This is a genomic window from Methylosinus sp. RM1 (genome assembly GCF_011378635.1).
Lineage (GTDB): Bacteria > Pseudomonadota > Alphaproteobacteria > Rhizobiales > Beijerinckiaceae > Methylosinus > Methylosinus sporium.
In genome coordinates this window covers 1-24861 of record NZ_WOVC01000005.1, presented here as the reverse complement: position 1 = coordinate 24861, position 24861 = coordinate 1, and the positions used below count along the sequence as shown (strand labels likewise).

Sequence of the window (24861 nt, the reverse complement as noted above, 5' to 3'; positions counted from 1 at the left end):
CTCCGTAGCCCTCCTTGGGCGTTTCCTCCCTTGACTTGGGCCGCTGGCGTTACCGGCGGCCCTTTTTTTTCGTCATTGCGTGGAAGAAGCTTCCCGTGACCAGTCCCGCCCGCAGCCCCGCCGGCCGCTCCTCCTGCGAATAAGCGTCTGTAACCATCGCAAAGGGCTGGCCCTTCTCGCTCACGATGGTCGCGTAGTGGAACTCGTGTCCGGCGAGCGCATCGCCCGCCGCGCCCAATGCGCAATCGCCGAGGAGTCGCGCGCGCCTATAGCCCAAATGAAGTTTGCGCTGCGCAAAACTCGTCGTCAGATCGAGCAGGCCCGCCATCTCGTGAACCGCGCCGGCGGCGTCGATCAGTGTCCGCCCGAGCGTCATATAGCCGCCGCACTCGCCATGGATCGGGCGCGTTGCGGCGAAGCGACGGAGTCCGCCGAGAAAGCGCTGCGCCGCGGCGAGGCGGCCTGCATGAAGCTCGGGATAGCCGCCGGGCAGCCAGCAGGCGTCGCAATCCTCGGGCGGCGGCTCGTCGGCGAGCGGCGAGAAGAAGACGATATCGGCGCCCGCCTCGCGCCAGCCGCGGGCGAGATGCGGATAGAAGAAGGAGAAAGCTTCGTCCCGTGCCACCGCGATGCGTCCGCCTCGCGGCCGTGGAATGTCGAGAGGCGCGTGGCCGACATCGGGCGATCCGCCCGCCGCGGCGGCGATCAGCGCGTCGATGTCGACATGGGACTCGATATGTTCGGCCAGCCGATCGAGAAGAGTGTCGAGACCCCGCGTCTCGCCGGCCTGCACGAGGCCCAAATGGCGCTCCGGCAAAGCGATCCCCTGATCGCGCGGCAGCGCCCCGAACACTTTTATGCCGATCGCTTCGATCGCCTCCTGCGCGAGCTTGCGGTGACGCTCGGAGCCGACGCGATTGAGCAGCGCGCCGGCGAGCTTCACCCGCGCGTCGTAGAGCGCGACGCCATGCGCTATGGCGGCGGCGCTCTGCGCCTGTCCCGAAACATCCATCACCAGCAGCACGGGCCAGCCGAGATGGGCGGCGACATCGGCGGAAGCGCCGGTCTGCGCCGGCGCGCCGGGGGCGCCATCGAAAAGCCCCATCGCTCCTTCCGCGACGATGATATCGGCCTCCTCTCCAGCGCGTAATGCGAGCTGGCCCAAGAGTTCGGTCTCCATCGTCCAGGAATCGAGATTGAAGCTCTCGCGTCCGGTCGCGGCGGCGTGAAAGGCGGGATCGATGTAATCCGGCCCGCATTTGACGCCCGAGACACGCAGCCCCCGCTGCGCGAGCGCGCGCAAAAGGCCGAGCGTCACAGTGGTCTTGCCGGCGCCGGAACGGAGCGCGGCGACGAGAATTCCGGGGGCGGTCAGCGCCCGGCTCCCATCGGCCGGAAGCGGCGGTCATAGCCCGCGTCATAGAGCGCGCTTTCGCGGAAATCCTCGGACGCCAGCGCTGCGCCGACGAGAATGAGCGCGGTGCGCTCCATGGGCGCGGCGCCGGCCAGCGCTTCGATCGTGGAGAGCGTTCCGCGGATGATGCGCTCGTCGGCCCAGGAGGCGCGATAGACGAGCGCTATGGGGCAGTCTGCGCCATAGAAGGGCGTCAGCTCGGCGACAACGCGCGAAAGCGCATGGATCGAGAGATGAATGGCCATGGTCGCGCGCGTCGCCGCAAAGGCGGCGAGCGTCTCGGGCTCCGGCATGGCCGATGCGCGGCCCGAGGTGCGGGTCAGCACCACCGATTGCGCCACTTCCGGCAGCGTCAGCTCGCGTTTCAGCGCGGCGCTGGCGGCGGCGAAGGCCGGCACGCCGGGGGTGATAGTGTAGGGAACGCCGAGCGCCTCGAGTCGCCGCGTCTGCTCGCCGACCGCGCTCCAGATCGAGAGGTCGCCCGAATGCAGCCGCGCGACATCCTGCCCGGCCTCCGTGGCCTTTTGCATTTCCGCGATGATGGCGTCGAGGGAGAGCGGCGCAGTGTCGACGATGCGCGCGTCCGGCGGGCAATGGGCGAGGACTTCCGGCGCGACCAGCGAGCCCGCATAGAGGCAGACAGGACAGCGCGCGAGAATATCGCGGCCGCGCAGAGTGAGCAGATCGGCGGCGCCGGGGCCGGCGCCGATGAAGTGAATGGTCATGGCGCTTCCTCTAACGCATTTCGCGCGATCGCGCAGGTGACGCCGGCGCTGGCGAGGCGCGGCCCGAAGAGACGGCTTCCCGCCCCTGCGCCGACCAGCGCCGCAGCCTCCGCCACGCTGCCGACGCCGGTGAGCGCCTCCACGCGCAGCGATCGGGTGAGAAGCTCGTTCTTGCGCGCGAGGAGCGTATCGAGCGGAAGAAAGACGAGCGGCAAATTCAGCAATCGCGCCGCATCATGAAGTCCGATCTCGCCCCGCTTCGACTCGATGGTAAAAAGCGCAATCTCGCCACCCCACTCCTTCTCCCACTCGTGGGAGAAGGTGGCCTCGCGAAGCGAGGTCGGATGAGGGTCCGCGCCGCTCTTATCCTCGAGACGCCGGCGCGACGGCGAGCCCTCATCCGACCCTCGCTGACGCGAGGGCCACCTTCTCCCGCAGGCGGGAGAAGGACCGCGCACATAGGCTTCGCAAACTTTCTGAATCAACGCGACCGCCTCGCGCGCCTCCACGCCGCTGCGCGCGCCTATGCCAATGGCGTAGCGCGCGCTCAAGCCTTCACCGCGCGCCATTGCAGCGCTGGCAGCGCCGGCTCCAGCGCGTGATAGGAGCCGATCGGCCGCGCTTTCGAGATCGCAATGCTCACCAGCTCGCCGCCCATGCGCCCAAAAGCGTCGATCAGCAGCGCCTGCGTCTCGATCGTCACCGCATTGGCGACGATGCGTCCGCGCATGGGCAGCGCGTTCCACGCCGCCTCTATGATCTTTGCTTCGCCGCCGCCGCCGATGAAGACCACATCCGGCGTCGCTAATCCCGCGAGCGCTCCCGGCGCCGCGCCTTCGACGATCGCGAGATCGGGAACGCCGAGCGAAACCGCGTTGCGCGCGATGCGGGCGGCGCGCGTCGCATTGCGCTCGATCGCAATGGCGCGATTGGCGGGATCGGCGAGCATCCATTCGATCGCGATGGAGCCGGAGCCCGCGCCTATGTCCCACAAGCATTCGCCGCGGCGCGGCGCGAGCGCCGCCAATGTCACAGCGCGAATGTCGCGCTTGGTGATCTGCCCGTCATGCTCGAACCAATCATCCGGCAGGCCCGGCGTCAGCGGCAGAATGCGCGCATTCGGCCCTGCGACGACTTCGACCGCGATGGTGTTGAGCGGCGCGATGTCCCGAAAAGAAAAGTCCTGCGCGGGCGCGCTGCGAATGCGCTCCTTCGCTCCGCCCATATGTTCGAGCACATGGATACGCGATTCGCCCATGCCGAGCGTCATGAGATGCGCGGCGAGACGCGCGGGCGTCGTCTCGTCCCAGGACAGGATCAGCAGTTTCCGGGATGGTTGAAGATGCGGCGTCACGCACTCGAAAGCGCGGCCATGCAGCGACAGCAGCGCGCAATCCTGCTGGCTCCAGCAGAGACGCGCCGCGGCTAGGGCGAAAGCGGAAGGCGCCGGAAGGCAGAGAATTTCTTCCGCTGCGACATTGCGCGCGATCATATCACCGACGCCGAAGAAGAACGGATCGCCGCTCGCGAGAATCGCGGTCGGCGCGCCACGATGCGTGACAATCGTCTCCATCGCGGCGGAGAGCGGCGAAGGCCAGCGCAGCGTTTCGCCTTTTTGCGGGCCGATCAATGCGAGATGACGCGCGCCGCCGACAATCAGCGACGCGTTGGCGATGAGCGTGCGCGCGGCGGGCGACAGCGCATCGACCCCATCCTCGCCTATGCCGATCAAAGAGAGCCAGCGCGCCGCGCTCATGGCGCCTTCCGCGACGTGTAGACGAAAGGCCGCGCGCCGTCGCGTGGAACGAGCTTGGCGCCGCTCGCGCCGATGAGCACGAGGGTCGACATGTCGACGACGCTCGGATCGGCTTCGCCGAGCGTGGTGATGATGAATTGCTCTTCGGCGCGGCCGACGGATTTCGCGAAAACGACGATGCGATCCTGCGGCAATTCACGGCGCAGCAACGCGAATGCGTCGTGAATGCGCTGCGGCCGCGCGCGCGAGGCGGGATTGTAGAAGGCCATGACGAAATCGGCGCGCGCCGCCAGCTCGAGACGATTTGCGATCGTCTCCCAGGGCTTCAGATTATCGGAGAGCGAGATCACGCAGAAATCATGGCCGAGCGGCGCGCCGAGCCGGGCCGCCGCCGCCTGCATGGCGGAAATGCCGGGTAGGACTTCGATGTCGAGATCGCGCCAAGCGGGATCGCCATTGTCGATCGCCTCGAAGACGGCCGCCGCCATTGCGAAAATTCCAGGGTCGCCGCCCGACACCACAGCGACCTCATATCCGCTCGCGGCGAGGCGCAGCGCCTCTTGCGCGCGCGCGATCTCGACGCGATTGTCGCTGGCGAGGCGCGTTTGCCCGGGCGTCTCGGGAACGCGCGCGACATAAGGCGCATAGCCGACGATATAGCGCGCCGTCCGCAACGCCGCCTGCGCCTCCGATGTGAGAAAGCGGGCGTCGCCCGGGCCGAGACCGACGATGGAGAGACGCCCGCGCCGATTTGTCTGAGTCATGGCCGGCGTCCATCGCCGGGCACGAGGACGAGCGCGAAATAGGGCGCGTCGTCGTCGCGCTTGTCCGTCAGGCGCATGATTTTTTCATCCGCCATCGTGCCGCGCTCGACATAGATGGCGCGCTCGGCGAGCTTCGCATCTTGGAGAGCGAGGCGCAGCTTGCCGAGATTGCCGCCGAGCTTCATCACCACCGCCGCATCGGTGGCGGCGAGCCGCATGGCGAGCGCTTCGCGCGGCAGAGTGGCGGGAATGACGGTCAGAATGTCGTCGCCCCATGTCATCGGCTGGCGCGCCGAGGCGAAGCAGCCCGACATGCCGGAGACGCCCGCGCAGACCTCCACACGAAAGCGCGACGACAAGCGCGTCTGCAAATGCATGAAGGAGCCGTAGAGCATCGGATCGCCCTCGCAGAGCAGCGCGACATCGCGGCCGAGCGAAAGATGCAAAGCGAGGCGCTCGGCGCTCTCCTCATAGAAGGCGGCGAGCGCCGCCACATAGTCGGGGTGATCGAAAGGAATCTCTGTCGTCAGCGGATAGGCGAGCGCGATCTCCTCGCAATCCTTCGCGATGAAGCGCTCGGCGATGGCGCGCGCATGGCTCGGCTTTCCGCGCTTGGAAAAATAGGCGACGATTTTCGCTTCGCTCACCAGACGCGCGGCTTTCAGCGTCATCAGCTCGGGATCGCCAGGGCCGAGGCCGACGCCGCGCAGAACGCCGAGCGTGATGCGCGACTCTCGATCTACGTGCAGATTCGGATCGACGATATTCATTCTTTCTCGCTCGCCAGCGCATTGATCGCAGCGGCCGCCATGGCGCTGCCGCCCTTGCGTCCGCGCACTATGGCGGTCGGAACGCGCCCATCGGCGAGCGCCGCCTCTTTCGATTCCGCCGCGCCGACGAAGCCGACCGGCATTGCGATGACCGCAGCGGGCCGCGGCGCGCCTTCGTCGAACAGCTCGAGCAGTCGGAACAGCGACGTCGGCGCATTGCCGATCGCGACGACGGCGCCCGCGAGTCTTTCTCGCCACAGCTCCATCGCGGCGGCGCTGCGCGTCGTTTTCATCTCTTCGGCGAGCGCGCGCGTGCGCGGATCGGCGAGCGTGCAGATCACCTCATTATTCGCGGGCAGGCGCGCGCGGGTGACGCCGTGAGCGACCATATTGGCGTCGCAGAAAATGGGCGCGCCATTGCGCAGCGCAGCGCTCGCCGTTTCCGCGAAGCCGGGCGAAAAGACGATATCGTCGGCGATCTCCACCATTCCGCAAGCATGGATGATGCGCACTGCGACGCGCTCCTCCTCGCGCGAGAAACGCTCGAGCCGCGCTTCCGCGCGAATAATGGCGAAGGAGCGGTCGTAGATCGCGGCGCCGTCGCGTATGTAGGTCAATGCGCCGGACATTGTAGCTCCTTGCTCGTGGCAAGCGCGATGCGCGCTTTCATTGCGTCTTCTATCTCGTTCACGCCGAGGCCTCGCAACGTCGGCGCATCGCTCGCGCGTCCATCGTCGATGAGATCGAATCCTCGCGGCGTCGCCACCAGCGTAACCTTTGCCGTCGCGGGAGAGGCGCAGCCCTTGGCGCAGCCCGATATGTGCAGCCTCGCGCCCTTCGACGCAAGCCGCGCCGCGAGAGGGGCGAGAATTTCGGCGAGATCACGCGTCGGCGCATGCGCCTGCGGACATTCCGGCGCGCCGGGACAGGCGATGACGGAAAGGCGCGGATCATCCGCCGCAATGACGAGGCCGCGCCCGGCCGCGTCCTCGACGATATTTTGCGCGACATCGAGATCGGCGCAGGGCAGCAGCAGCGCGCGCCAGGGCGTGAGACGCAACTCGTTCAGGCCATGGACTTCGGCCAGCGCCGCCAGCGCGTGAAGATCATCCGCGCGCAATCGTCCAGAGGGCGCGCCTATGCCGGCGAAGGCCCTCACTCCTTTTTCCCCGCTATCACGAGACAGAAGCGCTCCGAAAATCTCTGCTGCAGAGGCTGCGCGACAGAGCGATTCATACGGCGTCGGCGTGAGAGCAGCCGCCTCGGCCAGCGCCTCGAGGCCGAAGGCGGCGACGACGTTGCGCATGCGACGCAATTCGAATTCACGGCCTTTCCGCAAGTCGAGAAAAGCACGCGCGAGCGCGAGCGCTACATCGCTCGCCGTTTCCGGCGTTGCGAGAAAAGCGCGCGCGCGCGCGCCATCGGCGATGACGGCGACAGTGTCGCCATGCGCCTCGAGGCGAATATCCATTGTCGAGGCGGAAAGGCCGAGCGCGCCGCCATCATCGACGAGAAAGCCGAACTTTCCTGGCAACGCCAGCAGAGCAGCGTCCTTCACGAGCGATTGCGCGAGACGCGCGACGAGGGCGCTCGCCTGCGCGCCGGCGAAAGGCGAGACGAGAAAATTGAGCAGGCTCTCCGTCGCCGCATCTTCGGCGAGCAGTCCGAGCGCGGCGAGGCGGCTCTGCGCCTGCTCGAGCTTCTCTTCGCTCACGCCGCGCAATTGCAATTGCGCGCGCTGCGAGAGATCGACGAGGCCATTGCCGCAATCCCGCGCGATCGATGCGATCTCGCGCGCGTGCTGCGCCGAAAGACGCGGATGCGTGGTTTTCGCGCGCAAGAGAAGGCCGTCGCCGCTCTGCATCGGCCGCAGCGCGCCGGGACACCAGCCTTGGATTTTCGGCGCGGCGGTCATAGCGAAAGCCCTTCCAGCGCTGCGGCGACGCTATTGCGCCGCGTGCGCCACAAGCCGCGCGCTATGGCGCGCTGGAACATGTCGCGAATGGCTGCCGCCGCGCGCGGATTGGCGGCGAGCAGAAAATCGCGAACATTCGGCGTGCCGAGCGTCGAATCGAAGACGAGATCCCATTGCGCGTCGCGCACATGCGGCGTCGTCGCGGCGAAGGCGAAGAGATTGTCGAGCGTCTCGGCAATTTCCGCCGCGCCGCGATGGCCATGGCGCATCTGCCCCGCGAGCCAGCGCGGATTGGCGGCGCGGCCGCGAATGACGCGCGCGATCTCTTGCTCGAGCGAGCGCAGCTTCAATGCTACGGGGCGCGTCGCGTCGATATGGGTGATCTGCGCGGAGCCGCCGAGCGCGGCGTTGGCCGCGGAAAAACCGCCTTCGAATTCCGCGAAGGCGGCGCCGGTGAGCACATCCGTCTCCGCCATATCCTGCACATGCAGCAGAGCATCGGCGAGGCCGACGCGCTCGCCGAAAGCCTCGCGCGCCGGCGCGCTCTCGCCATTGCGCGAGACCGCATGGCCGCCGGCCGCGAGAAAGGCCCGGCCCAATTCGTCGCGCGTGTCGCCGCGGGCGATGGCCTCCGACAGGCCGAGGCCATAGCTTCCCTGCGCGGCGCCGAAGACGCGCTCGAGCGCTCGGCCGGCGCGGCGGGCGGCGGCGAGCGGATTGGACTCGTCCTCTTCATCGAGCGCCGCCACAGCTGCGACAGCGTCATGGTAGAGCGCGATGAGGCCGGGGAACATATCGCGAAAGAGCCCCGATATATGCAGCGTGACGTCGACGCGCGGAAAATCGCGGCTCGCGAGCGGCAATATCTCGAAGCCGCATACGCGCGCGCTGGCGTTGTCCCAGAGCGGCGTGACGCCCATCAGCGCCAGCGCTTGCGCGAAATCCTCGCCGCCGGTGCGGATGGTCGCGCTGCCCCAGAGATCGAGCACGATATTGCGCGGCCATTCGCCATGCTCTTGCGCATGACGCATCATCACCTCGCGCGCCGCGCGGGCGCCGATATCATGCGCGGTGCGCGTCGGAACATGGCGCGGATCGATGCAGAAGAGATTGCGGCCTGTGGGCAGAACATCGGCGCGTCCGCGCGAGGGGGCGCCGGCCGGGCCGGGCTCGACGAAACGGCCTGCGAGCGCGCGCAGCAAGCCGCTCGCTTCGGCCGCGCCGCAAGGGCCATCGCCGAATATGTGCAGCCCGTCGCCGATGCGCATTTCCTTCACATCGCAGAGCCAGGCGTCGAGCCGCGCCAATGCCTCCGCGCGATCCGTGTCGCGCGTGACGCCGCAGTCCTGCGCGAGGCCGCTGCGTTCGGCGACGTCGAGAATCGTTTCCGCCACCAGCTCGGCGCGGCGCGGATCGAGAGTCGCGGCGCTCGCATATTCGTCGAGCAGGCTCTCTATCTCCTCCGCCTCGGCGGCGAGTCCCGCTTCGACTAGCGACGGCGTCATATGGCCGACCGTCACCGCGCCGGCGCGGCGCTTGGCTTGCGCCGCCTCGCCCGGATCATTGACGATGAAAGGATAGACGAGCGGCGTGGCGCCGAGCAGAAGCTGCGGCGCGCAAGACGGGCCGAGCATCGCCGATTTGCCGGGCAGCCATTCCAGCGTGCCATGCGTGCCGAGATGAATCAGCGCGTCTATGCGTCGAGTGTGGCGGAGCCACAGATAGAAAGCGATATAGGCATGGCGCGGCGCGAGCTCGGCGTCGTGATAGGTCTCGCGACGTTCGGCTCTGCTTCCGCGATCCGGCTGCAATGCGACGACGAGCTTGCCGGTCTCTATGCAGGAAAAGCGAAAGGCGCCGTTCACGAGCGCCGGATCTTCTTCTGGCGCGCCCCAGGCGGCGAGGACTTGCCGCGTGAAGTCGTCCGGCAGCGTGGCGAAGAGGCGATGATATTTGGCGAGCGGCAGCTCGGCGCAATGCCCGGCTTCCTCGAGCGCGCGCATGACGAGATCGGGAGCTGTCGTCTCTCCGCCGTCATGATCGAGAGATCCGATTTCGTAACCGGCGTCGCGCAGCAGATCGCAAATGGCGATCACGCTTTGCGGCGTGTCGAGGCCGATCGCATAGCCGCCGCGTCCCCGTCGGGCCGGATAATCGGAGAGCACCAGCGCGAGATTTTTCTCGCTATGCCCGAGGCGGCGCAGGCGCGCCCAATTTTGGGCGAGCGCCGCGACGTGATCTATGCGCGACGGCTCGGGCGAATGGCGGATTTCCGCGAATTCGCTCGCTGCGCGTTCGCGCGTTTGCGCCTTGAAGGAGACGGCGCCGGCGAAGATGCGGCCGTCCACCTCGGGCAGCACGACATTCATCGCGAGATCGGCGCCATTGGCGCCGCGCTTGGAGTTCTCCCAGGCTTCGCGCGTCGAAGTGGCGAGCGCGATTTGGAGAACAGGCGCGTCGGCGCGATCGAGCACCGAGCCGCCTTCCGTGCGCGCGGAGAAGGCGGTGGCGTTGAGAATCACATCGGGACGGAATTCTGCGATCGTCTGCGCGAGCAGCGTCTCGCAGGCGGCGTCCTTGAGGCTGGCGACGAAATAGGCTTCGACGCAGAAGCCGCGGTCATGCAGCGTATCGGCGAGCGCGACGATCGGTGCGAAATCGCCGGCGAGCCAGGCGGAGCGATAGAAGGTGACGAGCGCGCGCGGCGCCGACGCCGCCTGTGCGCCGCTCGATTGGCCGGAGGCTCCCTCATCCTGAGGAGCCCGCGCAGCGGGCGTCTCGATGGACGGGAGAGCCGTCCTCTTCGTGCTTCGAGACGGCGGCTGCGCCGCCTCCTCAGCATGAGGGGGAGGGTTGGCGCCGAGGGCGGTGCGGCAGGCTTGTTCGCAGCGGCCGGCGAGCGGCGCGGGCGCGCTCTCGCTCCAGGGCGTGGGCGTTCCTGCGAGAGTCGCGGCGTAGCCGAGGAAGGAACGTAGATTGTCCGGGCCGCCGTCGCGGAAGAAGGACCAGATGCGCGTGAGCGCGTCGGAAGAAAGCGTGGAGGCGCGCTCCAGTCTTTCATCGCTGTGCATGTCGCCCGGAACGATCGCCAGCGCGAAGCCGCGCATTTTCGCTGCGGTCGCGAGCTCGTCGACGCCATAGGCCCAATAATCCTTGCCGCCGAGCAGGCGGACGACCACGAGCCGCGCATGACGCGCGACCTTGTCGATATAGAGATCGACCGAATAGGGGTGCTTCAGCCTGGCGAGCGAGGCGCAGCGCAAGGAGGGAAGCGCGGCGTTCTGCTCATGCAGCTCGGCGAGGAGGGAAAGCTCGGCGTCGGAGAAGGAGAGGAAGACGATCTCGGCGGGAGTCTGCCCGAGGTCGACCGCCGCCTCATTATCGTCGAGGCCATGGAGATCGCGCGCGAGCAGATGCATGGCGCGTCCTCAGCTCGTCAGCATGGCCGTCACGCCCGCGCGATCGAGACCCTTTTCGCCGATGACGACGAGGCGGCTCGCGCGATTCTCATCGGCGCGCCAGGGGCGGTCGAACTGATGACGAAAGCGCGCGCCGACGCCCTGCACCAATAGGCGCATCGGCTTGCCGGCGATCTCGACGAAGCCTTTCATGCGCAAAACATCATGCGCCTCGGCGACGCGAGCCAAGCGCTCGATCAGCTCGGCCGGGTCGCGCGCGGCGGCGATCTCGACGATGAAGCTCTCGAAATCGTCGTGATCGTGGTCCTCTTCCGTATCATGATGAGAGGGGCGATTGGCGAGATCGTCCTCCGCCGCCGCGCCGAGACCGAGCAGAATGGCAGGATCGAGCCTGCCCTCGCTGGCGCGCAGCAGCTTTACCGCGCGGGGCGCAGTGGCGCGGATTTGCTCCGTGACTTGCGCTTCCTCTTCCGCGCTCAGCTGATCGGTCTTGTTGAGCACGATGAGATCGGCGCAGAGAAGCTGATCCTCGAAGACTTCCTCGAGCGGATTGTCGTGGTCGATCGCGAGGGTTTCGGCGCGCTCTTTCGCGATGGCGTCGAGATCGTCGGCGAAGCGGCCCGCCGCCACCGCCGGGCCGTCCACCACGGCGATGACGCCGTCGACGGTGAGATGCGGGCGGATCGTCGGCCATTCGAAGGCTTTGACCAGAGGCTTGGGCAGAGCGAGGCCGGAGGTCTCGATGATGATGTGCTCCGGCCGGTTCGGATGCGCGAGCAGCGCCTCGATCGCCGGCGCGAAATCATCGGCGACCGTGCAGCAGAGGCATCCATTGGCCAGCTCGACGATATTCTCCTCGGGGCAATTCTCCACGCCGCAGGCGCGAAGAACGTCGCCGTCCACGCCGACATCGCCGAACTCGTTGATGATGAGCGCGAGGCGGCGTCCGCGCGCCGTCTCGAGGATATGGCGAATCAGCGTCGTCTTGCCGGCGCCGAGAAAGCCGGTGACGATGGTCGCGGGGATTTTGGCGAAGCTGCTCACGCCGCCGCCTCCGCGCCCGCCTTTGTCGGGAGACGACGCCAGACGAAGCCGACCGCCGCGCCGACCAGAATCCAGGTGATCGCGTGAATGGCGAGAGAAGCGGCGGCGAAACGCGCGGCCAGCTCGGCCGGCGCGGTGCTCTCGGGCGCCGGCGGCTGCGGCGCGCCGATGAAATGCGGCGCGATAATGAGCGCGACGCCCAGTGCTTTGATGAGCGGACGCTCGACGCGCAGCACGGCGAAAAGGCCGGCGCCGGTCGCGGCCGCGGTGCCGATCCACCAGAATTGGCGCGCGGCGAGATCGCCGGCGGCGCTGCCCGGCAGTTCCGGCGCGAGGCCGAGACTGGTGGCGAGGCCGGTGGAGGCGAAGGCGCAGGCGCCCCAGAGTGCGGCGCGCTTGGGTTCGATCGTCTCGCCGGAGAGCAGCATCAGCGCGAGCAGCACGAAAGCGTAGCCGACCGCGGTGACGCTCGTCGCGACGCTGGTCGCGGCGGTGCGCTGGAGGCCCGGTGTGGGCTCCCAAGTGGGCTCGGCGGCGTGCTCGTGCTGATGCGCCTCGCCTCCCGCATGGGCCTGCTCGGCCGCGGTCTCATAGACCTCGGCGGCGAGGATCAGCGGAGTCGTGGTGACATTCTGCAGGGCCGCGACCGCGAGCCCCGCGAGAAGGCCGGCCAAAAGGCCGACCGCGAGGAGTCGCTGGATCACCGCTGCGTCAGTGGCAGGGGAAGCCGAGCGAATGGCGCGAATCATGCGCGGCGTTATGCGCGACGCTCGCATAGGAGAAGCCGGCGAGATAGACGAGCCCGGCGCCGAGCGTGAAGACGATGAGCGCGGCGCGCAGCATCTCGAGGCGGCTGGCGGAGAGAATCGCGGCGGCGGAAAGGGTCTTCGTGGTCATGTTCTGCTCCTCGCCGCCCCACCGGCGGCATTCGTGGTTTCGCTGGACGGCAGGTCTCCTGGCTCGCGGGTCGCTGCGCTCGCCGCCTTCCCGGGCTTTCACCCAGTGGCCTCACGGGCTCGCGCTCGCCGCTCACAGTTGCGGGGGCAGCCGCGGATCGGAGCGAGCCCCTACCGCATTCCCTCTTCGCCTCCTTGCGGAGGACCGTCGCGAACAGTCATATGACGGAGAGAAGGAGCCGTCAAACGGCGAGGAGGCGCTGATCATGTCGGAAGTCGCGGAAGAAGACGCCGCCCGCCGCCATCGCGAGAAGATGGAGAAGCGCAAGGCTGTGCAGGACGCCGAGGTCGCCGGCAAGAGCATCGCCGAGAAGGGCCTGCTGATGGTCCACACCGGCCCCGGCAAGGGTAAGTCGACCGCGGCCTTCGGCCTCGCGCTGCGGGCGATGGGGCATGGGCTGAAGGTGGGCGTCGTGCAATTCGGCAAGGGCGCCTGGGACACCGGCGAGCGGCGAATCCTCGAGAAGCTCGGCGCAGAGGAGGAGCTGCTCTGCTGGCGCACGCTCGGCGAGGGCTTCACCTGGGAGACGCAGGACCGCGTCCGCGACGAGGCTGCGGCCCGCCGCGCCTGGGACGCCGCGAAGGAGATGATGGCCGATGCGTCGATAAGACTGCTAGTGCTCGACGAATTGTCGATCGCGCTGCGCTATGAGCATCTGCCGCTGGCGGAGGTGGTCGAGGCGCTAACGGCCCGGCGCGGCGATCTGCATGTCGTCGTCACCGGCCGAAACGCCAAGCCCGAACTGATCGCCATCGCCGATCTCGTCACCGAGATGACGCTGGTGAAGCATCATTTCCAGGCCGGGGTGAAGGCGCAGAAGGGCGTCGAGTTCTGAGAGCGGCGTCCCGGCCGGCCGAGGCCTCGCCGGGAGCCGATCGACGAGCCGCGATCAGCAGACCCAGTGACGGCGGCCGTTCCACCAGCGCCAGCAGGCGTTGGGGGCGACGCGCGGCCCCGCGTAATAGCGTGGTCCCGCATAATAGGACCGTCCATAATAACCCCCGCCATAACCGCCGCCCCATCCGGCGTGGCGCCCGGCGTGATGGCCGTGATGGCCGTGATGATGATGGCGGCCGTGATGATGATGATGGTGGCGGTGGTGGTGGCCGTGATGGTGATGGCCGTGATGATGGTGGCCGCGGGCGGAGGCTGCGCCGGGCAGCATCAGCGCGCCGATCAGAGCCGCTGCATAAACCATATGTCGAATCATGCCGTTCTTTCCTTGCTTTGATCGAGGAGGCTCTCGGCGCCGCCTCGGCTGGGAAAGAACGTCGCGCGCAAAGGGATTGTTCCGGCGCGCGCATGGTAAACGCCGCCTTGCCGGACCGCATGGTCAAGGGAGGGTTAAGATCAGCCGAGGATCGCGTCGAGGATGAGCTTGCCGTTGAGCGCGATAATGGCCAGCGCGATGACGGCCGCGACGGCGGTGGTCGCCCGCGGCGCCGTGAGTTCGCCCATGAATTTGCGCGAGGCGGTGAACCAGACCAGGGGCACGACGGCGAAAGGCAGAGTGAAGCTCAGCACCACCTGGCTCAGCACCAGCAGCCGTCCGGTCGCCGCTTCCCCGGCGATCAGCGTGACGGCGACGGCCGGGACGATGGCGATGAGCCGCGTGATCAGGCGCCGCAGCGCCGGCCTCATGCGCAGCTCGAGGAAGCCCTCCATCACGATCTGCCCGGCGAGTGTCGCCGTCACCGTGGAGTTGAGGCCGCAGGCGATGAGCGCGATGGCGAAGAGCTTGGCGGCGATCGGCGCGCCGAGCAGCGGGGCGATCAGCGTATAGGCCTGGCCGAGCTCGGCGACCTCGGTATGGCCGGAGGCGTGGAACACCGCCGCCGCCAGCATCAGAATCGAGCCATTGATGACGAGCGCGAAGAGCAGCGCCAGCGAGCTGTCGAAAATGGCGAAGTCGATCGCTTCGCGCCGTTCGGCCGGGCCGGAGCCGACGTCGCGCGTCTGCACGATATAAGAGTGGAGGAAGAGATTGTGCGGCATCACAGTCGCGCCGAGAATGCCGAGGCCGATATAGAGCATTTCGGGATTTTCGATCAGCGCCCGGGTGGGGACGAGGCCGGCGGCGACCGCGCCGAGATCGGGCCGCGCCAGCAGCAGCTGGCCGCCGAAGGCGAGCGCGATGATCCCCAGCATGGCGACGACGAAAAGCTCGATCTTGCGAAAGCCTAGGCGCTCGAAGGCGAGCACGAGGAAAGTATCGAGCAGAGTGACGACGACGCCGAAAGCGAGCGGCAGGCCGAACAGCAATTGCAAGCCGATCGCCGTGCCGATGACCTCGGCGAGATCGGTCGCCAATATGCCCGCCTCGGCCAGGAGCCAGAGCCCCATCGAGGCCATGCGCGGAAAACGGCGGCGGCAGGCGCTGGCGAGATCGAGCCCTGTGGCGAGGCCGAGCCGCGCCGTCAGCGATTGCAGCACGATCGCCATCAAGCTGGACAGGACGGCGACGAAGAGCAGAGCCGTGCCGAATTTGGAGCCGCCGGCGAGGGCGGTCGCCCAATTGCCGGGGTCCATATAGCCGGTGGCGACGAGATAGCCCGGGCCGAGGAAGATGAAGAGGCGGCGAAAGCCGACGGTCTCGCGCGGGACGCGCACCGAACCGCGCATATCGCCGCGCGCCGAAACGAGCGTGGCGGAAAAATCGGGCGAGACGGCGTGCATCGGGCGACCTTCGGCTTCGCTCGCCTTCCTCCGAGGCGGACCTTCCTCGAACGATATAGGCCCCTCCCGCCGCGAGCGCCAGCGATCGGCGCCGGCGGCCGCGCAGGCGCAATGTGGACTGGGTCGTTTCTATGTCGCAATGCGTAGCCGGATGCGTCGTGGAGGCGTCCGGCATGTGGCGAAACGCGAAAACTTGTGACCTTGTTGCAACAGTCGTCGAGATAGTTTTCCGCAGAGCGCGCAAAGCGCCACATGCCCCTTTTCAGCCATAAACGCTGCGCTAATCTCGGCCGGTCACAAGGTCATCGAGGACATGGGGACGCCTCCCGCGCCGGCTCGTCGCGCGGGAGAACGCTCTTCTCGTTTTTGAACGACTGTCGTCGAATTTTCGACAGTGACGCATGGCGGTGGTAGTGCGCGGCGTTTTTTCGAACGCCAGCGGCGTTGAGAAAGTCAGATCCTCGATGATCGTGTTTCTCCAGGCGATTGCGTCGACGGTAGGGCCGCGCGGGCGTCTCGGGACGCTCTATCTCGCGCTCGGCTGCGCGACGGTCGGGGCTGTTTCCGCGGAGCGGGCCCTCGCCTTCGACGGGAAGGAGCCGCGCTCCCTCGCCGCCGCCACACAGCCGCTCACCATCTTCAAGGATCCGCGAGCGGCTCTGCGCGCCGGTCTCGAGAGCTATCATGCCGGCAACGCCAAAAAGTCGGTGGAGGCGCTGCGCTACGCCGCCGATGGCGGGGAATCGCTCGCTCAGTGGAAGCTCGGCCGCATGTATGCGGAGGGGGACGGCGTCACCCGCGACGACGCCAAGGCCTATGCCTATTTCTCCAAGCTCGTCGATCATTTCGCCGATGACGAGCCGAGCCCGCGCGAGCGGTTGATGGCGGCCGGCGCCTTTGTGGCCGTCGGCGTCTATTATCTCGAGGGCATCGCCGCCGCGAAGATCGAGCCGGACGCCGGCCGCGCCTTCGATCTCTTCCGTTACGCCGCGACCTATTTCGGAAACGCCGACGCTCAATATAACCTCGCGCGCATGTATCTCGACGGCAATGGCGTCTCCAAGGATGCGCGCCAGGCCGCCAATTGGCTCGATCTCGCCGCGCGCAAGGGCCATGCGCCGTCGCAGGCGCTGCTCGGCCATCTTATGTTCAACGGCGAGGCCGGCGGTCCGCCGCAGCGCGCCCGCGGGCTGATGTATCTCACGCTGGCGCGCGAGGCCGCCGGCGATCGCCCGACCGATCAATGGATCGTCGAGCTGCATTCGCGCGCGCTGGCGCGGGCGAGCGAGGGGGACCGCAAAGCGGCCGTGGCCATGCTCGAATATTATCTGACGCGCCGGGACTGAGCGCCCTTTCTCACGCAATGAGACATATGAGGCGATCCTGGAGCCGTCGGGCCTCGGGGTCGCCTTTTTGCGTCCGCGCTTCCGTTGCGCATTGAAACTGACTAATTTTGTCGCGCGCCTACATGCCGCATTGAAACTGGAAACGAGATGTTGTAGGCTTGCGCCGATGCGCCGCATCAAGTGCAAAAAAAACAAAATAAGCACCAACATTCGGAGGATCGTCACATGTCTATCGGCACTCACAGCAGCGCGGATATCGGCAAAACCGTGCTTTGGATCGTCGGCATCACGGCGTTCGTCATTATCGCTCTGACGAAGGTTCCGGACTGGATTTCGCCGGCCGGCACCAATGGCACCGGCAACGGCTCCGATCCGGGCGTCGGCCGCACCGTGAAGATGATTCAGTAATAGAGACGATCCTTCGCCTTTCGGCTGTGGCTTCACTCCCTTCTCGTGAAGCTCGCGGCTCGGCGTCGATCGTGGACTTTTGAAAAGTCGTCACTCGATCCGCCTCCTCCGCCTCGATGTCGCGACATCGAGGCGGAGTGAGGCGGACGAGGAGGCGCCGGGGAGAGGACTCCCCGTCTGCGGCCGGGACGCTCCGCCTGTGAAAAAGCGCCGCTCTTTCCTTTTAAAATTGCAGAGTCGTGGCGAAGCGCACGCCGGCGAGCGCGGCGATCTCTCGCATCGTCTCGCGCGGCGCCGGCTCGTCGACCGCGACGAGGGCCACGGCCGAGCCGCCCGGCCGATCGCGTCCCAGAGCGCAAGTGGCGATATTCACGCCCGCCGCGCCGAGTAATCCTGCGAAACGTCCGATGAAGCCGGGCCGGTCGGCGGTGGAGACGAAAATCATCCGTTCGGCGAATTCCGCTTCCACGCGCACGCCCTCCACCGCGACGATGCGCGGCCTTTCATCGTGGAACACAGAGCCGGCGATCCTTCTCTCCCCCGCGCGCGTTATTACCGAGACGGCGACGAGAGAATCATAATCGCTCTCGCCGGAGCGCGTCGCTTCATCGATCGCGATCCCGCGCTCCTTGGCGATGGCGAGCGCCGAGACGAGATTGACCTCGGCCAGCGCCGGACGCAGCATGCCGGCGATGGCGGCCGCCGTCATCGCCGCGATATTGCGCTGCGCCGCCGCGCCTTCGTAGACGACGGAGATGCGCTCGATCGGCGCTTCGGTCGCCTGGCCGAGGAAGGAGCCGAGCTTTTCGGAAAGATCGACGAAGGGCGCGAGCCGCGGCGCTTCCTCGGCGCCGATCGAGGGAAAGTTGACGGCGTTGACAATCGCGCCGCGTGTCAAAAAATCCGACATCTGCTCGGCGATCTGCACGGCGACCTTCTCCTGCGCTTCTATCGTCGAAGCGCCGAGATGCGGCGTGCAGACGACATTGGGGCGCGAGAACAGCGGATTTTCGCGCGCCGGCTCGGTCTCGAACACATCGAGCGCGGCGCCGGCCACATGGCCTTCATCCAGCGCCGCGACGAGCGCCGCCTCGTCGAGAAGGCCGCCGCGCGCGCAATTGACGATGCGCACGCCGCGCCTCGTTCGTTTCAGCGATTGCGCGTTCAGCAGATTGCGCGTTTTGGCCGTGAGCGGCGTATGCAGAGTGATGAAATCGGCGCGCGCCAGCAGCTGTTCGAGATCGACCGGCTCGACGCCGAGCCTTTTGGCGCGCTCCTCGGTGAGGAAGGGATCATAGGCGATGACGCGCATCGAAAAGCCGAGCGCGCGAGTCGCGACATTGGCGCCGACATTGCCGCAGCCGATGATTCCGAGCGTCTTGCCGGCGAGCTCGACGCCCATGAATTTGCTCTTCTCCCATTTGCCGGCGCGTGTGGAGGCGTCGGCGGCGGGAATTTGCCGCGCCAGCGAAAGCATCAGCGCCGTCGTATGCTCGGCGGTGGTGATCGAATTGCCGAAGGGCGTGTTCATCACGATGACGCCGCGCGCCGTCGCTGCAGCCACATCGACATTGTCGACGCCGACGCCCGCGCGGCCGACGACCTTCAGCCGCTCGGCACGCGTGAGCAGCGTCTTGTCGACTTGCGTGGTCGAGCGAATGGCGAGGCCGTCATAGGCGCCGATGGCGGCGGCGAGCGCGCTCGGCTCCTTGCCGAGCTCCGGCCGATAATCGGACTCTATCTCGCGCGAGCGGAACAGCTCCAGCGCGGCGGGCGAAAGCGCGTCGGAAACGAGCACGCGTATTGGCATGAAGGCCTCCCTCGGGCCGAGCCCGAGATTTCGCCCCCTGCGGCGCCGCGCTGGCGCGGCGGCCGTCCCTTTCCCTAAATCGTGACGAGCGGCCCGCGACTCAAGCCGCTTTGGCCGCCTGCGCCGCCGCCTCGGCATAGGCCCAGTCGATCCATTGCGTCAGCGCCGCGACGTCGCTGGCCTCCACCGTGGCGCCGCACCAGATGCGCAGGCCGGGCGGAGCGTCGCGATAGGCGCCGAAGTCGAAGCCCGCGCCTTCCTTCTCGACCAGGCCGACGATGCGCGCGGCGAGCGCGGATTGCTCGGCCCGCGGCAAGCCGGCGACGGCGGGATCGGCGAAGACGAGGCAGACGCCGGTGTTGGAGCGCGTCGCCGGATCCTGGGCGAGATGGGTGAACCAGGGCGTTTTCTCGACCCAGTCATGCACCACTTTGGCGTTGGCGTTGGCGCGCGCGAAGAGCGCGTCGAGCCCGCCGATCGATTTGGCCCATTTCAGCGTGTCGAGATAATCCTCGACGCAGAGCATGGAGGGCGTGTTGATCGTGTCGCCCTCGAAAATGCTCTCGACGAGCTTGCCGTTTTTGGTGAGGCGGAAAATCTTCGGCAGCGGCCAGGCGGGCGTGTAGCTCTCGAGCCGCTCGACGGCGCGCGGCGAGAGAATCAGCATTCCATGCGCCGCCTCGCCGCCCATTACCTTCTGCCAGGAGTAGGTGACGACATCGAGCTTGTCGAAATCGAGCGGCTGCGCGAAAGCGGCCGAGGTGGCGTCGCAGATGGTCAGCCCCTTGCGGTCGGCGGGGATGAAATCCGCGTTCGGCACGCGCACGCCGGCGGTGGTGCCGTTCCAGGCGAAGACGAAATCATTGTCGAAGTCTATCTTCGACAGGTCGGGCAATTCGCCGAAGGGGGCGACGAAGCTGCGGGCGGCGCCCGGCTTCAACTGCTCGATGATGTCGGTGACCCAATCGGCGCTGAAGCTCTCCCAGGCGGCGACATCGACGCCGCGCGCGCCGATCAGCGACCACAGCGCCATCTCGACGGCGCCGGTGTCGGAGGCGGGGACGATGGCGATGCGATGGCTCGCCGGCACGCGCAGAACGTCGCGCGTCAGATCGATAGCTTCCTTCAGCTTCGCCTTGCCGGCCGGGGAGCGATGCGAGCGGCCGAGGGCCGCGCCCGCGAGCGCGTCCAGCGTCCAGCCGGGACGCTTGGAGCAGGGACCTGAAGAAAAACGTGGATCGGCCGGCTTCACGCCGGGCTTTTGAACGGGCATTTTTGTGCTGCCTCCCCGGGGCATGGATTTTCGGAGCCTGCGCTACGCGCAACACGTCTTCGCGTCAAGTCGGGCGCGAGCTGGGGCGGGGCGGTCGCGTTCCGGGGCGCGGCGGCGGGGGCGCTTCTCGCGAGGGGACAGGGCCGCCGACTCGCGGGCCGGCTGCGGTTCCAGGCGCGGCGGCGAAGGCGAAACTCAGTCGATCAGATAGCGGAAACCGAGCCGCACCTGCTGAATGTCGAGCTTGCGCGAATGGCTGACGCCCAGCGCGTCCTTGCCCGAGATCGTGCCCAGATTGAGATAGCGATAGCCGATGTCGACCGACCAATGGTCGGTGATGTCGTAGGCGAAGCCGCCCATGAAGGCATAGGCGAATTTCAGATAGGTGTTGGAGTAGCTGCGGTCCCAATTGGCCATATAGGTGCCGAGCGTGAAAGGGTCGGTCCAGGTCGTTCCGGCATAGGGAACGAGATTGCCCATGTACCATTGCACCTGGGCCTTCTGGAACAGCACGTCGACGCCAGCGCCGGCGCCGATATAGGGCGTGAGTCCGCCCCATGTGCCGAGATCGACATAGACATTGCCGAGGAAGACCGAGGCGGTTCCGCGGCTCTGCGAATAAGGGAAGCAGTCGGTGTAGACGCCGACGGAGTTGGTGTAGGGTCCGCCGGCCGGCGTGCCCACCGCGCCGGTCTGGCAGGGCGTCGAGACATAGGACGCCCCGGACCGGCTGTAGAGCGGCTGATAATCGGCGGTGAGATCGGTGCGCAGCCAGCTATTGTAGCGATAGCCGAAGCCGATTCCGGCCGACCAGTTGTTGACGAAATTATTCGCCGTCACGGCGCCGTCGATGTTCAGCACGGGCGAGCGAACCGCGGCGATGTCGCCGCGAAGATACCAGCCGGTCCCGAGCTCGACGGGCTCGTATTCCTGCTCGGGCGGCGCAAAGAAAGGCATGTCCGCCGCGACGGCCGGGCCGAAGGTCGAAAGGCTCAGGACCGCATAAAAAAGCCTCGCCCCGGCGCAGGAACCGGAAAATCTCATTGGTTCATCCTCGCTTCGCGCCGGGCGGCCTCGAGCGGGCCGCGACGCGGGTGATGACCAATGCGTAAGTGATTATGCTTAATGCTTGCTTAATGGGCCCCGCCGCGGCTCGGCGGCGGGGCGCAGGGCCGTCAGAGCAGGTTGAAGACGCGGACCAGCAGCGGCGACAGAATCAGCAGCGTGAATCCGATGTAGATCGCCCCTAGCGCGAAGGCAGGGATGAAGCGCATTCCGGCGTGACGGTAGATCCACAGGAACACGGTGAACTTCCACAGCACCAGCGGAAACAGCACGAAGCCGACGAGCTTCATGGCGGGCATCGGCGGCGGAAATATCTGCGCGACCATCAATGACAGAACCATCGAGACGAAGCCGATGACCGCGCCCGTGGAGGCGAGGGAGATCAGCGTCTGCTGCAAGCGCTCGCGGGTTCCCGTCAGGACCAGCGCTCCGAAGGTCAGCGCGGCCAGCAGAGCGGCGCTCGCCACGCCGTAGGAGATGGAGGGAAGAATGTCGGCGCTCACCAATTGGCCGCCCGCCTCGGTGAGAAAATAGGCGGCGAGGCTGATCCACAGCGCCTGCCGGCTATCGGGCATAGAGGCCGGGCCGGCCTCGAGCTTGATGAGGTCGAGGAGCGCCTTGGGCGTCGGCGGCAGGCTTATGGACGACGAGAACGACATATGACGGCCTATGGGGTTCGAGCCTTTTGTCGCGGAAGTCGCGACTTGCGCTTCCGCTGCGAACAAAAGCGGCGAAGCCTGCGGTTCGAGTGAGCCGCAGGCGCCGCCGCCGCAATTCGTTCTCTATCATGCTTTCGGGCGTGGCGGAACAATGGCCCAAATCCGCTTCGCCGCTCACGGCAGCTCGGCGTTCCAATCCTCGGTCGCGATGACCTGCGCGACGCGATCCGCGGCCTCGGCCCAGGAGACGCGGCTGACGGCGGACGGATCGGCCTCGGCGCGCCCGTCCAGAAACGCGCCGATGCGCTCGGCGAGAGCTGCCGAGTCGTTGACGCGGAAATAGAGGGCGCCGGCGCCTCCGACCTCGCGGAACACGGGAATGTCGCTGCAGATCACCGGGCGGCCGCGGCGTGCGGCCTCGGCGATCGGCAGGCCGAAGCCCTCCGCATAGGAGGGGACGAGCGCCGCCGCGCTGCTGTCGTAGAGAAAGGCGAGCTCGGCGTCGCCGATATCGTCGAACCAGAAGAGCCGCCGCCCGAATTCGCCATGGCCGCGGATTTCGGCGCTGAGCGCCTCCTCGAACCAGCCCCGCCGCCCGACGAAAACGAGCCGAATGTCGCGGCCCTCGCGCCAGAGCGCCTCGAAAGCCGCCAGCGCGACGCGATGCCCCTTGCGTGGCTCCACAGTGCCGACGCAAAGAAACATGGCGCCTCCCGCGGCGGCGGCGGCGATCGGCGGCCGCGGCGCGGCCGGCGCGCCTTCAGCGATGTCTGAGCCGCAATGGAACCAGCCGATCGAAAGATTTGGGCGATGCGGCAGGCCCGTTTCTTTCACGAAATCCGCGAGCTCTTCGGCGACCGTGCGCGAAATGGCGAGAAAGGCGTCGCTCTCGACGAGGGCGCGGCGCAGCCAGGCCGCATAGCGCGGCGGCGTCACCTCATGGCAGGCGTGCGGATAGAGGACCGGGATGAGATCGAAAATGCAGGTGACGATCGCGCCGCCGCCGTCACGAATAGTCGCGAAGACCGGCTGAAACTCCTCGAAGGCGTTCCAGCTGTCCGAGAGCATGAAGAAGCGATCGCCGGGTTCTATCTCTATTTCCCGATCCGCCCCCGCGGTCCCTCCGACGAGCGCGGCGACGAAGGCCTCGCAAGTGAAAAGCCGCCCGCCCTCGCAGCGCACGGCGATCACCGGAATGGGAAGCTCGCTGTCGCGATAGAGCGCCTGCGTGATTTTCTTGACGACGCGCTGAATGCCGGTGCCGGCGTCGCGCCGCGCGGTGGCCGTCACATCGACGAGCAGGCGTTTCGGCTTGCGCGTCTCTCGCGTCGCGGGCGGCTCGACGAGGCCGGCCTCGATCGCCGGAGCGGCGCGCTCGCGCGAGACGCGGCGCAGCAGCGGCGTGACGGCGTCGACCAACGCCGCCTCCAAGCGGCGAAGCGGGCGGAAGATCAGCCATGCGGCCGAATAGACGTTTTTTTCGCGCTCATGGACGAGATGGAGAAGCTCGGCCCTCTGAAAGTCGAGCTGATATTCGAGCAGGCGATTGCGCTCCTCGAGACGTCGCTCGCGCTCGCTTTTCGTCATTTCGCCGCTTCTGCGGCCGCGCGCCAATAGTCGAGCAGATCGACGAGCGTCTCGTCGGTCGTGCGGGTCGGGCTCCAGCCGGTCGCCGCGCGCAGCTTGGCGGCGACGCAATGGGCGACCGGAATGTCGGCCGGCCGCAGTCTTTCGGGATCGACCACGATCTCGAAATCGCGCCGCGCGAGCCTGCGCATCGCCTCGACCAGAGAGGCGAGCGGGCGCGTCGTCCCCGAGGCGATGTCGAATATGTCGCGTGCGGGAAGATCGGGCGCGATGGCGATGAGCCGCAGATAGGCGTCGACGACGTCGCGCACGTCGAGGAAATCGCGCTGCACCGAGAGATCGCCGACGCAAAGGCGCGGCTCGGCGCGTCCGCTCTCGATCTCGACGATCTGCGCCGCGAAGGAGGAGACGGCGAAGCGCTTGTCCTGCCCGGGGCCGATATGGCTGAACGGCCGCGCCACGACGAGCCGCGCCGTCTGCGGCAGAACATCCGCGAGCATGGTCTCCGCCGCCAGCTTGGAGCGGGCGTAGGCGTTGAGCGGACGCGGGATCATCGCCTCATGCGCCGCGTCTTCTCCGAGGCTCTCGCCATAGACGTCGGCTGTGGAGGCGAAAATCACGACGGCCTCGGCCGCATGTCGCGCGAGCGCCGAGCCGAGATTGAGGGAGCCGACGAAATTGACGCGCCAGGTCTCCTCCGCCGCGACGAAGGATTTCGCCGCCGAGGCTTGGGCCGCGAGATGGACGACGAGATCGGGCCGGGCCTCGCGCATCGTCGCTTCGACATCCGCGGGATCGAGCAGATCGAAAGCGATCGGGCTCCAGCCGGCGGCGGGCGCGGGCTCGCCCGGCCGCGCGAGCGACATGCGATGTGCGGCGGGATAGGCGCGCGCCAGCCCCTCGAGCATATAGCGGCCGACGAAGCCGGAGCCGCCGGTCACCAATATGCGTTCGAATCGGGCTGCGGAGGGGAAGGCCGCTGCGGCGCTCATCGCGTTCCCGGTTCCCGCGTCAGTCGCTCGAGATCGGCGTCGACCATTTCGCGGATGAGCTGATCGAGCGATGTCTCGGGCGCCCAGCCCAGCGCCGCGCGCGCCTTGCTCGAGTCGCCGAGCAGAATGTCGACCTCCGCCGGGCGGTAGAATTTCGGGTCGATCACGATATGCGCCTCCATGTCGAGGCCGGCATGGGCGAAAGCGATGCGGCACATGTCGCGCACAGTGGTGGTGACGCCCGTCGCCACCACATAATCGTCCGGCGTCTCCTGCTGCAG

At 67.2% G+C, this 24861-nt stretch carries 24 protein-coding genes and 1 riboswitch; of the genes, 3 read left to right on the top strand and 21 right to left on the bottom strand.

From position 1 onward, the window contains the following. Nucleotides 1-49: 49 nt before the first annotated feature. Genes FMZ75_RS04470 through FMZ75_RS04415 form a run of 12 tightly spaced genes read right to left on the bottom strand, consistent with a single transcriptional unit; the run spans nucleotide 50 to nucleotide 12704 of the window. Complete coding sequence (locus FMZ75_RS04470; protein WP_166141591.1) at nucleotides 50-1375, bottom strand: cobyrinate a,c-diamide synthase; 1326 nt, start codon at nucleotides 1373-1375, stop codon at nucleotides 50-52. Continuing rightward, nucleotides 1372-2139, bottom strand: a complete 768-nt coding sequence (gene cobM / locus FMZ75_RS04465) for a precorrin-4 C(11)-methyltransferase (protein ID WP_142863878.1) — start codon at nucleotides 2137-2139, stop codon at nucleotides 1372-1374. Before cobM ends, FMZ75_RS04470 begins: the two co-directional genes overlap by 4 nt. Further along, nucleotides 2136-2690 carry a cobalamin biosynthesis protein gene (locus tag FMZ75_RS04460; RefSeq protein ID WP_246728764.1) on the bottom strand — a complete coding sequence of 185 codons (555 nt, stop codon included), beginning with the start codon at nucleotides 2688-2690 and terminating at the stop codon, nucleotides 2136-2138. The genes cobM and FMZ75_RS04460 overlap by 4 nt, the downstream gene beginning before the upstream one ends. Beyond that, nucleotides 2687-3895 carry a precorrin-6y C5,15-methyltransferase (decarboxylating) subunit CbiE gene (gene cbiE / locus FMZ75_RS04455; RefSeq protein ID WP_166141479.1) on the bottom strand — a complete coding sequence of 403 codons (1209 nt, stop codon included), beginning with the start codon at nucleotides 3893-3895 and terminating at the stop codon, nucleotides 2687-2689. The genes FMZ75_RS04460 and cbiE overlap by 4 nt, the downstream gene beginning before the upstream one ends. Then, nucleotides 3892-4659: a precorrin-3B C(17)-methyltransferase gene (gene cobJ, locus FMZ75_RS04450; RefSeq protein WP_166141478.1), complete on the bottom strand. Its 768-nt coding sequence runs from the start codon at nucleotides 4657-4659 to the stop codon at nucleotides 3892-3894. Before cobJ ends, cbiE begins: the two co-directional genes overlap by 4 nt. Further along, nucleotides 4656-5429 carry a precorrin-2 C(20)-methyltransferase gene (locus tag FMZ75_RS04445; protein ID WP_166141477.1) on the bottom strand — a complete coding sequence of 258 codons (774 nt, stop codon included), beginning with the start codon at nucleotides 5427-5429 and terminating at the stop codon, nucleotides 4656-4658. Before FMZ75_RS04445 ends, cobJ begins: the two co-directional genes overlap by 4 nt. Then, nucleotides 5426-6058 (bottom strand): precorrin-8X methylmutase, encoded by a 633-nt coding sequence (locus FMZ75_RS04440; protein ID WP_166141476.1) that lies wholly within the window; start codon nucleotides 6056-6058, stop codon nucleotides 5426-5428. The genes FMZ75_RS04445 and FMZ75_RS04440 overlap by 4 nt, the downstream gene beginning before the upstream one ends. Further along, the gene (gene cobG, locus FMZ75_RS04435) at nucleotides 6043-7344 is read right to left on the bottom strand and encodes a precorrin-3B synthase (protein ID WP_142864334.1); all 1302 of its coding nucleotides are present in this window, start codon (nucleotides 7342-7344) and stop codon (nucleotides 6043-6045) included. Before cobG ends, FMZ75_RS04440 begins: the two co-directional genes overlap by 16 nt. Next, complete coding sequence (gene cobN, locus FMZ75_RS04430) at nucleotides 7341-10763, bottom strand: cobaltochelatase subunit CobN (RefSeq protein WP_166141475.1); 3423 nt, start codon at nucleotides 10761-10763, stop codon at nucleotides 7341-7343. The genes cobG and cobN overlap by 4 nt, the downstream gene beginning before the upstream one ends. Before the next feature lie 9 nt (nucleotides 10764-10772). Then, nucleotides 10773-11807 (bottom strand): cobalamin biosynthesis protein CobW, encoded by a 1035-nt coding sequence (gene cobW / locus FMZ75_RS04425; RefSeq protein ID WP_166141474.1) that lies wholly within the window; start codon nucleotides 11805-11807, stop codon nucleotides 10773-10775. Beyond that, a complete protein-coding gene (locus FMZ75_RS04420; protein WP_166141473.1) occupies nucleotides 11804-12511 on the bottom strand; it encodes a CbtA family protein in 708 nt (235 codons plus the stop codon). The genes cobW and FMZ75_RS04420 overlap by 4 nt, the downstream gene beginning before the upstream one ends. 7 nt (nucleotides 12512-12518) lie before the next feature. Further along, nucleotides 12519-12704, bottom strand: a complete 186-nt coding sequence (locus FMZ75_RS04415; RefSeq protein ID WP_166141472.1) for a CbtB-domain containing protein — start codon at nucleotides 12702-12704, stop codon at nucleotides 12519-12521. A 30-nt stretch (nucleotides 12705-12734) separates the two neighbouring features. Further along, a riboswitch (cobalamin riboswitch) is annotated at nucleotides 12735-12928 on the bottom strand. Nucleotides 12929-12969: 41 nt separating this feature from the next. Between FMZ75_RS04415 and cobO the strand changes: the two genes are divergently transcribed. Then, on the top strand, nucleotides 12970-13599 hold the full coding sequence (gene cobO / locus FMZ75_RS04410) for a cob(I)yrinic acid a,c-diamide adenosyltransferase (protein ID WP_166141471.1): 630 nt from the start codon (nucleotides 12970-12972) through the stop codon (nucleotides 13597-13599). 54 nt (nucleotides 13600-13653) lie between these two features. Here cobO and FMZ75_RS21290 read toward each other — a convergent pair whose 3' ends face one another. Beyond that, nucleotides 13654-13974 (bottom strand): hypothetical protein, encoded by a 321-nt coding sequence (locus FMZ75_RS21290; RefSeq protein ID WP_207783283.1) that lies wholly within the window; start codon nucleotides 13972-13974, stop codon nucleotides 13654-13656. 140 nt (nucleotides 13975-14114) lie between these two features. Next, nucleotides 14115-15440: an Nramp family divalent metal transporter gene (locus tag FMZ75_RS04400; RefSeq protein WP_166141470.1), complete on the bottom strand. Its 1326-nt coding sequence runs from the start codon at nucleotides 15438-15440 to the stop codon at nucleotides 14115-14117. A 464-nt stretch (nucleotides 15441-15904) separates the two neighbouring features. Here FMZ75_RS04400 and FMZ75_RS04395 point away from each other — a divergent pair, with 464 nt between their 5' ends. Both FMZ75_RS04395 and FMZ75_RS04390 read left to right on the top strand, forming a co-directional pair. Next, nucleotides 15905-16786 carry a tetratricopeptide repeat protein gene (locus tag FMZ75_RS04395; protein WP_108916363.1) on the top strand — a complete coding sequence of 294 codons (882 nt, stop codon included), beginning with the start codon at nucleotides 15905-15907 and terminating at the stop codon, nucleotides 16784-16786. 225 nt (nucleotides 16787-17011) lie between these two features. Beyond that, complete coding sequence (locus FMZ75_RS04390) at nucleotides 17012-17194, top strand: hypothetical protein (protein ID WP_108916344.1); 183 nt, start codon at nucleotides 17012-17014, stop codon at nucleotides 17192-17194. 223 nt (nucleotides 17195-17417) lie between these two features. Here FMZ75_RS04390 and serA read toward each other — a convergent pair whose 3' ends face one another. The 7 genes from serA to FMZ75_RS04355 all read right to left on the bottom strand — a co-directional run. Next, nucleotides 17418-19004 carry a phosphoglycerate dehydrogenase gene (serA, locus tag FMZ75_RS04385; RefSeq protein WP_166141469.1) on the bottom strand — a complete coding sequence of 529 codons (1587 nt, stop codon included), beginning with the start codon at nucleotides 19002-19004 and terminating at the stop codon, nucleotides 17418-17420. A gap of 100 nt (nucleotides 19005-19104) precedes the next feature. Next, entirely contained in the window at nucleotides 19105-20277 is a 1173-nt protein-coding gene (locus tag FMZ75_RS04380) for a phosphoserine transaminase (protein WP_166141468.1), read from the bottom strand. Nucleotides 20278-20472: 195 nt separating this feature from the next. Then, entirely contained in the window at nucleotides 20473-21321 is an 849-nt protein-coding gene (locus FMZ75_RS04375) for an outer membrane protein (protein ID WP_166141467.1), read from the bottom strand. 131 nt (nucleotides 21322-21452) lie between these two features. Then, nucleotides 21453-22001 carry a hypothetical protein gene (locus FMZ75_RS04370; protein ID WP_166141466.1) on the bottom strand — a complete coding sequence of 183 codons (549 nt, stop codon included), beginning with the start codon at nucleotides 21999-22001 and terminating at the stop codon, nucleotides 21453-21455. 174 nt (nucleotides 22002-22175) lie between these two features. Continuing rightward, nucleotides 22176-23588, bottom strand: a complete 1413-nt coding sequence (locus FMZ75_RS04365; protein WP_166141465.1) for a glycosyltransferase family 1 protein — start codon at nucleotides 23586-23588, stop codon at nucleotides 22176-22178. After that, nucleotides 23585-24580 (bottom strand): NAD-dependent epimerase/dehydratase family protein, encoded by a 996-nt coding sequence (locus FMZ75_RS04360; protein ID WP_166141464.1) that lies wholly within the window; start codon nucleotides 24578-24580, stop codon nucleotides 23585-23587. The genes FMZ75_RS04365 and FMZ75_RS04360 overlap by 4 nt, the downstream gene beginning before the upstream one ends. Beyond that, nucleotides 24577-24861 (bottom strand): GDP-mannose 4,6-dehydratase (locus FMZ75_RS04355; RefSeq protein ID WP_207783282.1); only part of this gene is annotated, 285 nt, incomplete at its 5' end. The genes FMZ75_RS04360 and FMZ75_RS04355, both read right to left, overlap by 4 nt.

What these genes read in the sequence shown, in the direction of transcription:
- FMZ75_RS04375 (WP_166141467.1), bottom strand. Translation starts at nt 21,321, where the DNA reads ATGAGATTTTCCGGTTCCTGCGCCGGGGCGAGGCTTTTTTATGCGGTC.
- cobM (WP_142863878.1), bottom strand. Translation starts at nt 2,139, where the DNA reads ATGACCATTCACTTCATCGGCGCCGGCCCCGGCGCCGCCGATCTGCTC.
- cobJ (WP_166141478.1), bottom strand. Translation starts at nt 4,659, where the DNA reads ATGACTCAGACAAATCGGCGCGGGCGTCTCTCCATCGTCGGTCTCGGC.
- cobO (WP_166141471.1), top strand. Translation starts at nt 12,970, where the DNA reads ATGTCGGAAGTCGCGGAAGAAGACGCCGCCCGCCGCCATCGCGAGAAG.
- FMZ75_RS04370 (WP_166141466.1), bottom strand. Translation starts at nt 22,001, where the DNA reads ATGTCGTTCTCGTCGTCCATAAGCCTGCCGCCGACGCCCAAGGCGCTC.
- cbiE (WP_166141479.1), bottom strand. Translation starts at nt 3,895, where the DNA reads ATGAGCGCGGCGCGCTGGCTCTCTTTGATCGGCATAGGCGAGGATGGG.
- FMZ75_RS04445 (WP_166141477.1), bottom strand. Translation starts at nt 5,429, where the DNA reads ATGAATATCGTCGATCCGAATCTGCACGTAGATCGAGAGTCGCGCATC.
- cobG (WP_142864334.1), bottom strand. Translation starts at nt 7,344, where the DNA reads ATGACCGCCGCGCCGAAAATCCAAGGCTGGTGTCCCGGCGCGCTGCGG.
- FMZ75_RS04390 (WP_108916344.1), top strand. Translation starts at nt 17,012, where the DNA reads ATGTCTATCGGCACTCACAGCAGCGCGGATATCGGCAAAACCGTGCTT.
- FMZ75_RS04380 (WP_166141468.1), bottom strand. Translation starts at nt 20,277, where the DNA reads ATGCCCGTTCAAAAGCCCGGCGTGAAGCCGGCCGATCCACGTTTTTCT.
- FMZ75_RS04400 (WP_166141470.1), bottom strand. Translation starts at nt 15,440, where the DNA reads ATGCACGCCGTCTCGCCCGATTTTTCCGCCACGCTCGTTTCGGCGCGC.
- FMZ75_RS04415 (WP_166141472.1), bottom strand. Translation starts at nt 12,704, where the DNA reads ATGACCACGAAGACCCTTTCCGCCGCCGCGATTCTCTCCGCCAGCCGC.
- FMZ75_RS04365 (WP_166141465.1), bottom strand. Translation starts at nt 23,588, where the DNA reads ATGACGAAAAGCGAGCGCGAGCGACGTCTCGAGGAGCGCAATCGCCTG.
- cobN (WP_166141475.1), bottom strand. Translation starts at nt 10,763, where the DNA reads ATGCATCTGCTCGCGCGCGATCTCCATGGCCTCGACGATAATGAGGCG.
- FMZ75_RS04360 (WP_166141464.1), bottom strand. Translation starts at nt 24,580, where the DNA reads ATGAGCGCCGCAGCGGCCTTCCCCTCCGCAGCCCGATTCGAACGCATA.
- FMZ75_RS04440 (WP_166141476.1), bottom strand. Translation starts at nt 6,058, where the DNA reads ATGTCCGGCGCATTGACCTACATACGCGACGGCGCCGCGATCTACGAC.
- FMZ75_RS04395 (WP_108916363.1), top strand. Translation starts at nt 15,905, where the DNA reads ATGATCGTGTTTCTCCAGGCGATTGCGTCGACGGTAGGGCCGCGCGGG.
- serA (WP_166141469.1), bottom strand. Translation starts at nt 19,004, where the DNA reads ATGCCAATACGCGTGCTCGTTTCCGACGCGCTTTCGCCCGCCGCGCTG.
- FMZ75_RS21290 (WP_207783283.1), bottom strand. Translation starts at nt 13,974, where the DNA reads ATGATTCGACATATGGTTTATGCAGCGGCTCTGATCGGCGCGCTGATG.